The organism is Catenovulum sp. SX2, assembly GCF_052056295.1.
Classification (GTDB): domain Bacteria; phylum Pseudomonadota; class Gammaproteobacteria; order Enterobacterales; family Alteromonadaceae; genus Catenovulum.
Map to the genome: position 1 here is coordinate 3489929 of NZ_CP182493.1, position 14625 is coordinate 3504553.

Annotated in this window: 13 protein-coding genes; 6 read left to right on the plus strand and 7 right to left on the minus strand. The window is 40.0% G+C overall.

Going from position 1 to position 14625, the window contains the following annotated elements; all coding sequences use genetic code 11:
• Nucleotides 1-82 precede the first annotated feature (82 nt).
• The 4 genes from ACMZOO_RS14640 to pepA all read right to left on the minus strand — a co-directional run bounded on the left by ACMZOO_RS14640 (nucleotide 83) and on the right by pepA (nucleotide 6815).
• Nucleotides 83-1921, minus strand: a complete 1839-nt coding sequence (locus tag ACMZOO_RS14640; protein WP_440904075.1) for a DEAD/DEAH box helicase family protein — start codon at nucleotides 1919-1921, stop codon at nucleotides 83-85.
• Between the two features lie 75 nt (nucleotides 1922-1996).
• Nucleotides 1997-4843, minus strand: coding sequence for a valine--tRNA ligase (locus tag ACMZOO_RS14645; RefSeq protein WP_440904076.1), 2847 nt, complete (start codon nucleotides 4841-4843; stop codon nucleotides 1997-1999).
• Between the two features lie 26 nt (nucleotides 4844-4869).
• Nucleotides 4870-5310, minus strand: a complete 441-nt coding sequence (locus tag ACMZOO_RS14650) for a DNA polymerase III subunit chi (RefSeq protein ID WP_440904077.1) — start codon at nucleotides 5308-5310, stop codon at nucleotides 4870-4872.
• Nucleotides 5310-6815, minus strand: coding sequence for a leucyl aminopeptidase (gene pepA / locus ACMZOO_RS14655; protein WP_440904078.1), 1506 nt, complete (start codon nucleotides 6813-6815; stop codon nucleotides 5310-5312). Before pepA ends, ACMZOO_RS14650 begins: the two co-directional genes overlap by 1 nt.
• 315 nt (nucleotides 6816-7130) lie before the next feature.
• Between pepA and lptF the strand changes: the two genes are divergently transcribed.
• The 3 genes from lptF to ACMZOO_RS14670 all read left to right on the plus strand — a co-directional run bounded on the left by lptF (nucleotide 7131) and on the right by ACMZOO_RS14670 (nucleotide 9791).
• The gene (lptF, locus tag ACMZOO_RS14660; RefSeq protein WP_440904079.1) at nucleotides 7131-8243 is read left to right on the plus strand and encodes an LPS export ABC transporter permease LptF; all 1113 of its coding nucleotides are present in this window, start codon (nucleotides 7131-7133) and stop codon (nucleotides 8241-8243) included.
• Nucleotides 8240-9304: an LPS export ABC transporter permease LptG gene (gene lptG, locus ACMZOO_RS14665; protein WP_440904080.1), complete on the plus strand. Its 1065-nt coding sequence runs from the start codon at nucleotides 8240-8242 to the stop codon at nucleotides 9302-9304. Before lptF ends, lptG begins: the two co-directional genes overlap by 4 nt.
• Nucleotides 9305-9386: 82 nt before the next feature.
• On the plus strand, nucleotides 9387-9791 hold the full coding sequence (locus ACMZOO_RS14670) for a YbaN family protein (protein ID WP_440904081.1): 405 nt from the start codon (nucleotides 9387-9389) through the stop codon (nucleotides 9789-9791).
• Here the strand turns inward: ACMZOO_RS14670 and ACMZOO_RS14675 are convergent.
• Nucleotides 9788-10981, minus strand: coding sequence for a flagellar assembly protein T N-terminal domain-containing protein (locus tag ACMZOO_RS14675; RefSeq protein WP_440904082.1), 1194 nt, complete (start codon nucleotides 10979-10981; stop codon nucleotides 9788-9790). The genes ACMZOO_RS14670 and ACMZOO_RS14675 overlap by 4 nt on opposite strands.
• Before the next feature lie 250 nt (nucleotides 10982-11231).
• On the opposite strand from ACMZOO_RS14675, the gene ACMZOO_RS14680 reads away from it, so the two are divergent.
• From ACMZOO_RS14680 to ACMZOO_RS14690, 3 genes are read left to right on the plus strand one after another with little or no spacing between them, the layout of a single operon-like run.
• Nucleotides 11232-11933, plus strand: a complete 702-nt coding sequence (locus tag ACMZOO_RS14680; protein WP_440904083.1) for a FlgO family outer membrane protein — start codon at nucleotides 11232-11234, stop codon at nucleotides 11931-11933.
• Entirely contained in the window at nucleotides 11926-12396 is a 471-nt protein-coding gene (locus ACMZOO_RS14685; protein ID WP_440904084.1) for an LPP20 family lipoprotein, read from the plus strand. Before ACMZOO_RS14680 ends, ACMZOO_RS14685 begins: the two co-directional genes overlap by 8 nt.
• A gap of 32 nt (nucleotides 12397-12428) precedes the next feature.
• A complete protein-coding gene (locus ACMZOO_RS14690) occupies nucleotides 12429-13133 on the plus strand; it encodes a FlgO family outer membrane protein (RefSeq protein WP_440904085.1) in 705 nt (234 codons plus the stop codon).
• Between the two features lie 688 nt (nucleotides 13134-13821).
• On the opposite strand, the gene flgN is transcribed toward ACMZOO_RS14690, so the two are convergent.
• Nucleotides 13822-14247, minus strand: a complete 426-nt coding sequence (gene flgN, locus ACMZOO_RS14695; protein ID WP_440904086.1) for a flagellar export chaperone FlgN — start codon at nucleotides 14245-14247, stop codon at nucleotides 13822-13824.
• Nucleotide 14248: 1 nt separating this feature from the next.
• Nucleotides 14249-14578, minus strand: coding sequence for a flagellar biosynthesis anti-sigma factor FlgM (flgM, locus tag ACMZOO_RS14700; RefSeq protein ID WP_016955569.1), 330 nt, complete (start codon nucleotides 14576-14578; stop codon nucleotides 14249-14251).
• Nucleotides 14579-14625: the final 47 nt, after the last annotated feature.

Consider the following 14625-nt stretch of genomic DNA (forward strand, 5'->3'; position numbering starts at 1 on the left):
TTTTCAAGAAACTCGGTCCAAATCAGGCCTAACGTTAGACAAATTCCTAACTCATTCGGAAAAATCTTCTGCTAACTTCGTATTAATTAATCTGATTAGCCTTTCTATAATTTCCCTGATAATCAAAAATACGGGTGCTGACTAGCCAGTTTTTCTGTTTGGCTTTTTTGTCTTGTTTGGCGATTATAAAGTCTGGATGAGGCAACATACTTAAGTAAGGAGCTAACTCTGTTAATTGATCAAATTGTTTTGGTGAGGCTCCAGAGCCAATTCTTCTTGAGAATTCTTGATTAAACACTTCGCGTTGGCGCTTAGAATTAAAATTAAAGCTTTCTTTTATCTCGCTGCCGTCTTCATCAAAATATTGTATATAAAGCGCTTGGCCTTTAATTTCAGCGGTTATTCCTGCACAGCGAATGACCATAGCATCTTTTAGTTTAAGCGCGTCTTTTATTTGTTCATCTGGATCAACCAATACTTGTTTGCAAGCTTCGCAGTAACGCGCTGCTATATCATTTTCGTGCTGGCATTTAGGGCATTGTTTAAAAACGAATCTATAATTGCATTGGATTGGTGGATCTTGCTGGATTAATCCCCAACAACGACGGCCAAAGTGTTCGATTAAATCACCATCCGCATCCACTTTTCCCCAAAAGATATTTTGAAAATCACATACAGGGCAGGGTACTTGTACCGGCACTGTACCTTTATTCGGTCTAACAGAGCCAACTTCTGGGTAATAGAGGTCAAAATCATTACCTGCATAATCTATCACCAAACAATCTTTTTTATTTGGCGCTAGTCTTAGCCCTCGACCGACAATTTGTTGGTAAAGACTAACCGACTGGGTAGGACGTAAAATGGCAATGAAATCGACGTGAGGTGCATCAAAACCTGTAGTTAAAACAGAAACGTTTACTAGATATTTAAGCTTTTTTTGTTTAAAAGCTTCGATTAAATCATCACGTTTTTTGTTGTCTGTCTGGCCAGTAATCAAAGCGGCTTGCTCTGGGTTAAACTGGCTTAAATAATGAAAAACTTCTTGTGCATGTTCAACTGTCGCTGCAAAAACCATAATTCCTTGGCGAGTTTGTCCATGCTGATATATTTGTTCACAAATCGCTTGGGTGACTCTTGGATATTTTGCGACTAATTGATTAATATCATTAGGTTTATATTCACCATTGGCTGTTGCTTTAAGGGATGAAAAATCGTAATGCTCAGTTGCTGCTTTGATTAATTTAGGCTCAGTTAGATAAGCTTGTTTGATCATAACGGCTAATGGTTGTTCAAAAATACAGTGTTCAAATTGTACTGTATGTTCGCTGCGAGCAAATCCATAGTAGTGGTATCTATATATCCAGCCTGTATCAAGCCGGTAGGGTGTGGCTGTTAAGCCTAATACTCTTAAATTAGGGTTTAGCTCTTGTAGGTGACTAAGCACCTTAGTGTATTGATTATGCGCGGTTTCAGTTGCTAGACCTGTAAGCTTTTTACCCACGGTCTCACTGGTTAAATCTTCAGTGGGCTTTACTAGTTTTTCTGACGGTAAACCTATGCGATGACATTCATCAATAATGATTAAAGAAAATTTTTCTCTGAATTTTGTTAAGTTAGGTGCTACTGACTGAATGCTGGCAAAGGTTACTTTAAATTGGGTTTGTTTTTTATTTAACCCTGCTGAGAAGATGCCGGCGGTCAGGCCATAACTTTGATATTTAGCATGGTTCTGTTCAACTAACTCTTTGACATGAGTCAGAACTAATATTTTACCCTTGGCTTTTTTTGCAAGTTCCGCAATAACTAAACTTTTACCTGAGCCAGTTGGTAGAACAATTACAGCTGATTTGGGTGACTTTTTGAAGTGTTCGATTGCTGCATTCACAGCTTGTTGTTGATAGGGGCGAAGTTGATATGCCATGTTTGTTAGGGTTAGAAGATGTGTAATAGAGCAGGTAAATCACTCTATTACACAGTTTCGCTCTAAGCTAATAGGTTACAGAGCAGATATTTCATCATATTGCTGTTTTAGCTTAGTTAATGCACCTTCAAACTCGGCCAGCTTTTCTTTCTCTTTGTCCAATACATGTGCTGGTGCGTTGTTGACAAACTTTTCATTAGAAAGTTTGTTTTGCACTCTACCAAGTTCACCTTCAGCTTTATCCATGGCTTTTTTCAAGCGAGCTAGTTCGGCATCTTTATCAATTAAACCTGCCATTGGGATAAGTATCTGCATATCACCAACAAAGGCACTTGCTGAAGCTGGACCTTTGTCGTCAGCGGCTAGAATTTCAATCGATTCAAGTTTAGCCAATGACTGTAAGAAGGTTTGATTCTCAGCTAAACAGCGTTGGTCATCTACATTTAGGTTACGCAACAATACATTTAAAGGTTTATTTGGTGAAATGTTCATTTCGCCACGAATATTACGAATACCTAAAATAAACTGTTTTAACCACTCAACGTCAGCAATTGCTGCTTCGTCGACTTTATCCGCAGTAAATTGTGGATAGGCTTGAAGCATAATAGTTTCGCCAGTCACACCTGCTAAAGGTGCTACTTTTTGCCAAATCTCTTCAGTGATATATGGCATAACTGGGTGCATTAATTTTAATAAAGTTTCTAGTACTTGGATTAAGGTTTTACGTGTACCACGTTGCTGCGCCTCTGTACCACTGGTTAATACTGGTTTAGTTAATTCTAAGTACCAATCACAGAATTGATTCCAGGTAAATTCATACAAGGTTTGCGCTAACAAATCGAAACGATAGCTATCAATATATTTACGTGATGTTTCTATCGTTTGCTGCAAACGGCCTAAAATCCATTTGTCGGCTAACGACAATTCAATATCACCGCCATTTAAACCACAGTCTTGTTCTTCTGTGTTCATCAATACATAACGGCTGGCATTCCATAACTTGTTACAGAAGTTGCGATAACCTTCTAAACGTTTCATGTCCCAATTGATATCACGACCGGTTGAAGCCATAGCTGCTAAGGTGAAACGCAATGCGTCAGTACCATGTGCTTCAATACCATTTTCAAAGGTTTTACGCGTATTCTTCTCAATCTTCTTCGCTAGCTGTGGCTGCATCATGTTGCCACAACGTTTAGTTACTAAAGATTCAAGGTCGATACCATCTATCATGTCGATAGGATCTAACACATTACCTTTAGACTTAGACATCTTGTCGCCGTTTTCATCACGAATAAGTCCAGTTACATAAACAGTTTTGAATGGCACTTGCGCTTTGCCATCTTCATCTTTAATAAAGTGCATTGTCATCATTATCATTCTGGCAACCCAGAAGAAAATAATGTCGAAACCTGTGACTAACACTTCTGAAGGGTGGAAGGTTTTAAGCTCAGGTGTTTGCTCTGGCCAACCTAAGGTTGAGAAAGTCCAAAGGGCAGATGAGAACCAAGTATCTAAAACATCTTCGTCTTGAGTTAAGGTTACATCAGCCGCGATATTGTTTTCGCTACGTACTTCAGCTTCGTCACGACCTACATATACATTGCCTTCAGCATCGTACCAAGCTGGAATTCTATGGCCCCACCACAATTGGCGTGAAATACACCAATCTTGCACATCATTCATCCACGAGAAATACATGTTTTCGTATTGTTGTGGAACGAACTTAATGTCGCCATTTTTTACAGCGTCAATTGCAGGTTCTGCTAATGGTGCAACACGCACATACCATTGGTCAGTTAACAATGGCTCAATAACAACACCAGAACGATCACCATAAGGTACGGTTAAACTGTGATCTTCAATCACTTCTAACAAACTCAGCTGTTCAAATTCAGCAACTATGGCTTTACGCGCAGCGAATCTGTCTAAACCATGAAAACGTTCAGGAATTGGTGCGTCTAATTCAAGTGGTTTGCCATCAAAGGTGAAGGTTTCGCCTTGAGCTAAAATAGCTGCGTCTTTATCGAAGATGTTGATCATAGGAAGTTGATGGCGTTTACCAACTTCATTATCGTTAAAGTCGTGTGCAGGGGTGATTTTCACACAACCTGTGCCTTTTTCCATATCAGCATGTTCATCGGCGACAATTTTAATGCGGCGCTCAACAATTGGTAAAATGATCTCTTTGCCGATTAAATCTTGGTAGCGTTCATCTTCTGGATTAACCGCAACACCCGTGTCACCTAACATGGTTTCTGGACGAGTAGTGGCAACAACTATGTAGTTTTTGCCATCTTTAGTGGTCACACCGTCCGCTAATGGGTAGCGGAAATTCCACATATGGCCTTTTTTATCTTTGTTTTCTACTTCTAAATCTGAAATAGCTGTGTGTAGTTTAGGATCCCAGTTAACTAAGCGTTTGCCACGATAGATTAAATCTTCTTTGTGTAAACGAACAAACACTTCTTTTACTGCTTCAGATAAACCATCATCCATAGTAAAACGTTCGCGATCCCAATCAACTGAAGCGCCTAAACGACGTAGTTGTTGAGTAATGGTGCCACCTGACTCTTTTTTCCAATCCCAGATTCGGTCGATAAAAGCTTCACGGCCTAGATCATGACGTGTTTTATCTTCTTCTGCTGCTAGTTTGCGTTCAACAACCATTTGTGTCGCAATACCTGCATGGTCAGTACCGACTTGCCATAAAGTGTTAAATTGATCCATACGTTTATAACGGATCAGTGTATCCATTATGGTGTCTTGGAAAGCATGACCCATATGCAAACTACCAGTCACATTGGGTGGTGGGATCATAATGCTGTACGCTTGGCCTTCGCCAGACGGTTTAAAATAGCCTTTTTCTTCCCAAGCTTGGTAAAGGGCTTTTTCGATATTGGATGGATTAAATTTAGTTTCCATAGCCGGTGTCTTACTCTAATACTGTATTAATTGGTTGTTGCAGGTGTGGTTGCTAGCGCAAAACCTGCAGCTCGATAATGTTTATAACGTTCACGTGCTTGTACTTTTTCGGCTTCATCTGCCGGTACAAAATCGCATACTTGTTTAAATTGTTTGGCAAAAGCTGGCATCTGTTGGCTGATATTTATCAACACATCTTTGCGTCCACGCGGTGGTTGCCAGCTAATCTCGACTGGTGAGCCGTATTTAGGACCTTCGCCGAGTAAATTGTGTGGAACAAATTTCGCTGGATCGAATTGCCACAGGTATTCATCAATTTGCTCTGCTTGCTGCTGATTATCGGCAAAAATAAATACACGACTATTCTGACGATAATGCTGTGAAGCAAGTTCACAAGCATAATGCACAACAGCCGATACATTCACGTCCGGCTGTTGTTCTACTATGTAAAAAGTTACTTGAGTCATTAACTGTTAGTTACTTCTGCCGCACGGTCAATTAGGTATTGGGTTAACATAGGCACAGGGCGACCTGTTGAGCCTTTGTTTTTACCACTTACCCAAGCTGTGCCTGCAATATCTAAATGTGCCCAGTTATATTTACGGGTAAAGCGTGACAAGAAACAACCCGCGGTAATACTACCTGCTGGGCGGCCACCAATATTGGCCATATCCGCAAATGGACTTTCTAATTGTTCTTGATACTCATCCCATAAAGGTAAACGCCAAGCTCTGTCACCAGATTGTTCTGAAGCGTTCATCAATTCGTGCGCCAGTGGATTATGATTACTCATTAATCCTGTTGCGTGTTTACCTAATGCAATCACACAAGCGCCGGTTAATGTTGCAACATCAATGACAACATCTGGATTAAAACGCTCAACATAAGTGAGGGCATCACATAATACTAAACGGCCTTCTGCGTCGGTATTTAATACTTCAACTGTTTGCCCAGACATAGTGGTTAATACATCCCCTGGTCGATATGCGTTACTACCAGGCATGTTTTCACAGCCAGCTAAAATACCAACAACGTTAATAGGTAAATTAAGCTGTGCTAATGCATGCATAGTACCTAATACTGAAGCTGCACCACCCATATCGTATTTCATTTCATCCATAGCTTCGCTAGGTTTAATTGAAATACCACCTGTGTCAAAGGTTAAACCTTTGCCGACTAATACTATAGGGGCAACATCTTTACCTGCGCCTTGGTATTGGATAACAGACATGACAGATTCATTATCAGAGCCTCGACCAACCGCTAGGTATGAACCCATACCAAGTTGTTCCATGTCTGCTTCTTTAACCAGGTAAGTATCAATTGTCTGGTAGTTTTCAGCTAAAGCTAAAGCTTGTTGACCTAGATATTCAGGGTTACATATATTTGGTGGCATGTTGGCGACATCACGGCAGATTTTTTTACCTGTAGATATTGCTAATGCTTGTTCAATTGCTTTTTCACCTAAATGTAATTCACGGCGGGTTGGCACATTAAAGACAATTTTGCGCAGTGGCCTGCGAGTTTCGTCTTTTTTGCTCTTTAATTGGTCGAATGTATATAAACAATCTTGCGTTGCTTCAACAGCTAAACGCAACTTCCAATAAATATCACGGCCTTTAACGTGTAATTCTGGTAAAAAGCATACAGCTTCCATTGAGCCAGTTTCATTAAGCGTGTTAATTGTTTTAGCGATAATTTGGCGATATTGGCGTTCGTCTAATTCACGTTCTTTGCCACAGCCAACCAGTAATACACGTTCGCTTAATACATTAGGTACGTGGTGAAGTAATAACATTTGGCCGGCTTTGCCTTCTAAATCACCACGACGAATAAGGTTACTGATATAACCATCACTAATTTTGTCTAGCTGCTCAGCTACAGCGGTTAAGCGTCTTGGCTCAAATACGCCCACAACAATACAAGCACTGCGTTGTTTTTCTGGGCTACCACTTTTTACACTAAATTCCATACTGACTCCTAAAATAGCTTTAGCTTAATTAGCTTGCAAACTGACAATTTCACCCATTAAACATAGTCTTTTTTGCCTATAGGGCAATATCAAGGGATTACTTTTCTCGAAGAAGCTATATAATTTGTTGCAAGCCTAGCTAAAAGCAATTCAAATCGCGGATAAACTGCTATTATCTGCTGATACGTTAAACAGGGCTGCGTAGGACAAAATTGCCACGCATTTGCCTAAAATGGTGCTTAACTTTGCGAAAACAACGAGTTTACTTAAATTTTTGTTGGTTTGCAGCAAAATAGACAATAAACGGATAAAAGTTTGATTATTTTTCGGTATATTTTTTCAGAAACTTTTAAAGCCCAGTTCGCTGTATTCAGCGTATTGTTAGCCATATTTAGCTCTCAGACGTTAATGCGTGTTTTAGATGACGCAATGGACGGCAAAGTACCAACTTCTTTAGTCTTCGACATGCTGACATTAAGCATGCCACCACTGGCTGGATTAATTTTACCTCTGAGTTTGTTTATCGGTATTTTTCTGGCGCATGGACAAATGTATGCTGACAGTGAAATGACGGTATTTAAAGCTTGTGGGGTCAGTGAGTGGTATATCACGCGGGTTACTTTGTCGTTTGCATTAATAGTCGCTTTAATCACTGGCTTGTTTGCTTTGTATTTAACCCCGTTATCTTATGAAAAGCGTGAAAGCTTGCGTGAAGAAATTCGCTCAGATGTAGGTATATCTTCATTAGTGCCAGGCCAATTTAAGGAATCAAGCAACAAAAAAGCCGTTATATTTGTTCACGAAAGCGAACAAGATAATTCGTTCGACCGAGTGTTTGTTGCTAAGGTCAACCCAGACACCAACTTTGATAATGAGTTTCATCTTGTTTACGCAGATAAAGGTACAATGGAAACCTTTGCAGATGGCACAGAACAGCTGGTATTGTCTGATGGCACAGCCTATTCAGGTGGCACCAACCGCTTAAACTATCAAATTACCGACTTTAGCCAATATCGCATGGTGGTGAAAGAGCAAACCATTGAAGAGCGTAGGCTAAAACTAATGGCTGTATCTAGCCAAGAGTTATGGCAGTCGAATGAACTTAGCCATATTGCAGAACTACAATGGCGCATTTCATTGCCTTTGACTGTATTGATTGTTGCATTAATTGCTGTGCCTTTGGCTAGAGTAAACCCTCGCCAGGGCAAATACGCCAAAATGGTCCCAGCATTTGCAATATATTTGTGTTATTTCTTGTTACTAATGGCAGGTAAATCTGCACTTGAAGATGGTAAATTGCCAACAAGCATAGGTTTGTGGTGGATACATGCCGGTGCACTTATGTACGGTGGGTACTTGTTTACTATGGAAAGAACTTTAGGTCGTCAGTTGTTGTTTAAGCTTAAAAAAGGACGACGTTTAGCATGATTAAAATTTTAGATATTTATATTGGCCGCTCGATTGTTAGTTCGACATTTTTCTCTATTTTAGTTTTAACTGCGTTAAGTGGCTTGATTCGGTTTGTTGAACAACTAAGATACATAGGCCGTGGCACCTATACCATGGCGGAAGCTTCGTTATTTGTGGTTTATTCTATTGCACGTGATATTGAAGTTTTTTTTCCTATGGCTGCGCTGTTAGGTGGTTTGTTAGGTTTAGGCGCATTGGCAACTAACTCTGAACTAATTGTTATGCAGGCGGCAGGTTGGTCAAAACTTAACATTGTTAAATCAGCAATGAAAACTACTATACTTATGGTTGTACTTGTGCTCTTGATAGGTGAGTTTGTTGCACCTAAATTAGAAGTAAAAGCAGAGCAGGTGCGCGATGACGCGATATACGGCACAGGGAATAGTTTGCAGCCAAAAGCTATGTGGTTAAAAGATGGCAATAACTTTGTATTTGTTGGTGATGGGCAGCAGCCTGAAGCATTACAACAAGTAACAGTTTATCAGTTTAACGACGCGCAGAAGTTGCAACAAGTGACTTACGCGCAACAAGCAGAATATACAGGTGATGGCTGGCATCTTAAACAAGTAAACAATACTCAATTGTTTGCTGAGCATATTGTTCGTTTTGACACTGATGAGCAGTCTTGGTCAAGTAAGTTAACCCCTGATAAGTTAACGGTTGCTAATGCCACACCTGAAGCTTGGTCGTTAACTGATTTACACGACCACTTGGATTATCTTGCTGGTAATGAGCAAGATCCAACTCGTTATCAATTGGCATTTTGGCGTAAAGTTTTTCAGCCAGTGACGGTTGCCGTTATGATGTTGGTTGCACTGTCTTTTATCTTTGGCCCATTACGCAGTACTTCTATGGGCGCGCGCATTTTGATGGGGGTTATGACAGGATTTGGCTTTTTTATTGCCAATCGAATATTTGGCCCTGTGGTCCTGGTATTTAACTTCCCGCCAGTATTAGGTGCGCTGATCCCAAGTTTAGTTTTTACTCTAGTTGCAATGCATTATTTAAAACGCAGATAAATTTTTGTCGGAATTATTTGTCTGCTTTTTATCTTGCTGCTAGTGTTAAATTAGCTAGCGGTGAATTTGGAGTATTCAATCTATGCTTAAGACTGTCGTAAGAATAAGTTTAATGATTGCAGGGTGGGTGTCACTCGCGCTGGCGGTTGCCGGTGTGGTACTACCTGTGTTGCCAACAACACCATTCGTTTTATTGTCGGCAGGCTGTTTTGCTAAATCCTCACCGCGTTTTCACCAGTGGTTACTCCGCCAAAAATATTTCGGACAAATGATTCGAGATTATCAAGCTTATAGAGGTATTCAAAAACAAACGAAAATTCGTGCTATCAGTTTAATTTGGCTGAGCATGACTGCTTCGGCTCTAGTTATCGGCAAAGTTTGGTTAGCCGCTATGTTGTTTAGCATTGCTATTTGTGTGTCTTTATACTTGTGGCGCATGCCAAATGCGCCAAGTCCGTCACCACAAGTGATACACGAAGTTAATTAATCCATTACACTAAATGGGCGTACAATATCACCTGCTTGAATATTTGCTAATAACTCTTTGTTTTGGCTAACCGCTATAGCTGACTGGCCATACACTTGAGTCACTTCTATTTGATGGCGACTAACAATAAAATGTGGGCGGCTAATACCATTTTTATCAACAAAACTCGCTTGATGTAAAATGGTAAAAATATCTCCAGACTGCACATTGTTGTTACGACCTATGTTAAATCGGACTTGGTGCGCATCAACATCCACAATTCTTGCTTTAGCTGCAACACACGCAAGTGAGCCATCAATTTCAGAGACTGCTTTAGCTATCGATTGTTTAATGATTTGCCCGTAGGCGCTATACCAAAAACGTCGACTTGTCAGATCAACTCTTTGTTTTAAATCAAACTCCCACATAGTTTGGTCAAAATAATCAAATTGTTGAATACGCTCTCCAGTAAAGGCATCGTGTAAATATAAGCGCATTTCAAAAAATCTTTCGGCTGTTTGATTGCTAAACCATTGGGTGAGTTGGTTGGAAGTACTGCCAATAGATAAGTCGACCAATTCACCTGAGATAACCAATTGGCTATCGGTTTGTCGCGCTATTTGTTGCAATATTGCAGCTGATTGATTGCTCGATACCTGATCTTTTTTGTTTTCTTGGGTATTTAAAATGGGATTTTGGTAAAAATCTCTTACTTCAACATTCCGACTATGACTGCTCATTTGTTGATAAATTTGTTCACCTAACACCATGCCCAGTTGATATAGACCACCGATTTTTGCATGTTCATTATGTCTGATTTGCAATGGCAGCACAGTAATAGCTTTTTTGTAGTCTGAGGCATAACATTGCCGAGTATCGGCAAATATATCTGCGCGAACCGTAACAGACAGCTCACCTTTGTTAATTGACTCGTCCAACAATTCAATTTCATTGACCACGCCGCTAGCGCGAACCATAAACATGTCTTGCGTCAATAATCCGTTGGTTACTTGTTGAGAGCTAGTGATGGAAGCACCAGAAAACAACAAAGTTTGTTTAACTGCTTCTTCAATCGCTGCTTGGCGCGCCTGAGCAATATTGCCGTTGATCACACGGCTAGAAGCGCTGGCTTGATACCAAGCAGCGTAACTAGAATTCGCCCACGGCAGAGTTAACAGCATACTAAAGATTATTTTTGTCAAAACTTTCATTATTCGACTACCTATCACAAACAGTCATTTAATTGACGAATTAACCTTTAAATCGCCAAAATTAGCTTTATTGATTAGATAAAGCTAAGACTGTGCCAAAACCTCTCATTGAGTGGAAAACTTACACTATTGTTAGCTAGAGATTGATTTAAAAGAAAAAATTATTTGATTGTGGAGCTAAGGCAATTAATAAATATGCTTATTATAATTTTGGAACTAATTTTGCAGTAATCCAGCCAAGAAGTAATTTTTGACTAATTTACGTGAGCATTTTATGGCCTGGCATAATTCATTAAACTTAACCTTGGTTGCTGCAAGTGTTTTACTTGTAAGTGGATGTGCGTACAAATCTACCCATAGTTATATAGTGCCGGAGAAAATGCCTCAGGAAGTGCCACAATATTATCAGCCTAGTGTCAGTCAGCTATCAATAAAAGCTTATGCTTTTATGCTAGCAGATGAGCTACTGTTAAATGTCCGTCCTGAAAGTTTATATGGTAATGTTGCCGTTACCCATTTTGTTGAGCAAGCCAATCGTCAGATTATCGATGGGCAAGGGCATCCGTTAAAAGCTTTAGGTGGTCAGTTAGAAGAAAGTTTTATTTATGAGCTGCAAAAACGTGGTTATTCTGTGGTTGATTTTAAGTTAACTGGTGACATTCAAGTGGGGCAGCAGGCCGATAAAATTTGGAGCCGCGACATTAATAAACTAAATAGCCATGTTGATGTTAGGTACTTATTATCCGGTACTTTATCTATGCATCAAAACGGCGCTGTAGTAAATGTACGAATGATGGATAGCAGCAGTAAGCAGGTTATTGCATCTGCGCAGGGGTTTGTGCCACACAATGTTTTTTATTCTAGCCAAGAAATTATGACCCAAGACGGTATGTTAATTCATAAAGGAGAGCGGGCACGCGTACCTCAGGCTAATGGAGTTCAATATGATTAGACTCTTTGTTTTATTAATCAGTTTATTGGTTATTGTTGGCTGCCAAAATACCATGCCTACGGTTGAGATAAATAAACATTATCAATGGCAATACGATCTACCTGAGCAAGATTACATTGTTTCTGCTATTGGTTATGCGCCAATTGACAGTCAGTTAGGCCAAGACAAATCGACTAAAATGGTTAAAGCGATAAAAGCGTCTAAACTGGATGCATATAGAGATTTAACTGAAAAAGTACATGGTTATAAATTAAATAGCCAAGTAAAAGTCAGTGATCTAGTGTTAGGTAATGAGAGTGTTAGAGCCTCGGTGCAAGGGGTGATTAAAGGTGCACGTATTATTAAAACTTATCACTTAGATGGTGTGTATATCACTGAGTTAGAATTAAATTTACGCGATTTGTATCGCATCAGAGCCTTTACCAATGGGCAAACTCGAATTATAGATGCGAGATACCATTAGGCGGCAACTTTCGAATTGAAAGTGAGGACATTATGAAAACGTTGAAAAATCTAAAAATTGCATCGCCAATAGTTTCTGTGTTGGCTTTGTCTGCTTGCCAGGTCACGTCTCCTTGGGCGCAGCAAGAGCAAACTGAACCGGAAACAAATACGCGTTTGTCTCTAGAAAGTTTTAATGGTCATCAAGACCCAGCGTTATTGAATCATTGGGCGCGTGATCCACATAGGTTTTTAAATCAACAAAATAGCCATATTCGTTCTGACACTCGTTTAGCCATTAGTGATTATGTAGAGGCTATGGCGATTAAGCTGATTAAGAATATGCGCTATGTGACTGATAAAACACCTGTTGCGGTTGCGAGTTTTGTGCCGGTTGATTCCAATTTAGAAGAGACTAATTTATTCGGCATTCATTTAGCGGAAAGTTTTCAGCATCAAGCTATGGTGTTGGGTTTATCCGTAGTTGATTATAAAGCGACAGGGACAATTCGTGTAACCGAAACCGGCGACTTTGCATTAAGTCGTGATATCGACGAGTTACGTCAGTGGCATCCAATTGAATATGTGTTAACTGGTACTTTTACTTATAAAGACAATGGTGTTGAAGTAGTTGCGCGTGTTGTTGGTATTGAGTCGCGTGGCATTGTTGCTTCAGCTCAAGGTTTTATTCCGCACAATGTTGCCCAGCAGTTGATGCCGAGTAAGCAAAAGGATGGCATTAAGTTGGTGAAGGAGTAAGTTGCACCTCTTACTTTGGTTTTGCGAGTTTCCAATCATAGGGGTTACTCGCAAATAACTCCTAGTTAATCTATTAATCGATCGAGAATTAAACACCAAGTTATATTAGAGTTTGTGTTGGTGGGTTGAGCGCTGCACAAGCGGTGCAAAAATAGCGAAAATACTAGAGCATAGCTTTGCCAGGGCGCTGCGTAATTGTGGCTGAGAAAATCGAGCTGCTTGCGATGAATTTCTCAAAAGCGCTTCAAGGCCATCCATGGCCCGCTCTCAAACGGTATCCCTACCGATTGGAAGTTTTGAGAAACACAACCCCAACCATCTCTCTAAACATTTATATTGCTTTGTGCTGCTTTTATGCAGACGCTAAATAAGTGGCGGTTGTAATCAAAAACAACAGCAACTCAAACGCCTGATATGAGCCTGTTTGAATGCTAATTTATAAAACTTCAAAAGATAAGGGCGAATCGAAACCGAAGCACCGCTTCGCAGTTTGATGAGGTGAATTCAGGGATGACGACAGGAGTGGTCCTTCATGGATGAATTACCTCTCAAAAGTTATATGGAGATAGAAGGCAAGCGAGTTTATAAAATTATGCTTCAAATGGGCTCATTTTCCACCAGACGAGTAGCGAGTTTTTTTCAAAAGCGGAGTATACCAGAGTGCGGGGGGAACTATTCTACGAAAGAACTAAGCTTTAATACCTTTACCCAAGGTTTGGGTTTTTGCCTGACCTTGTTTATCGTAAGTCATAGCGTCGGAATTTTTTAACGCGAGGATGGATTGTTTTAAGCGTTGCACATTGTTAAGGCTAGTGCGAATAACACGTTCATTAACGGCATTTTTGCTTTTTACTTGTGCTAGAGTCGTTTCTATTTGCTCAACTTTAGCAGCAAAATCATCTTGAGTTTTTAAATGGTCTAAATCAGCCAGTTCGGCAATTGATTTATCAATCTGCTGGATTTGGTTGATTAACTCGTTTTTGTTTTGCGCGATTTGGTAAACTTCATCGGCTTGGCGATTTTTAAACGCAGACAGCTCACTATCCAATAAACCCATTAACTGGTTTAGGTTATCTTGTTGTTGCTGTAATAAATCAACCGCGTTTGTTGTCATCTTATAAACCGAAAAGTTTACCTTCACTTGCAATAATGTTAGCAGCTAATTTCTCTGCATTCACTTTGTATTCGCCAGAAGCGATTGCTTTTTTTAACTTGTCCACTTTTTCTTGATCAAACCCTGAGGCATCGTTAGCCTTTTTGGTTAAATTATTCAAGTTCTGTGCTGTTTGAGTAAGCGACACAGAGTCTTGACGCGGCGCACCTGTTTGCGCAGCTTGAGTGTTTGTTTGGTTGGCTGTTTGCTGGCCTTGTTGCGCTTTTTGTTGCGCCTCTGCCGCTGCTTTACCAACCTGATTATTGTTCAGATTGTTTACATTGATAGCCATGATCTTTACCTAAAAATTTAACTTCACTATCTGTATCGGCCATAAGT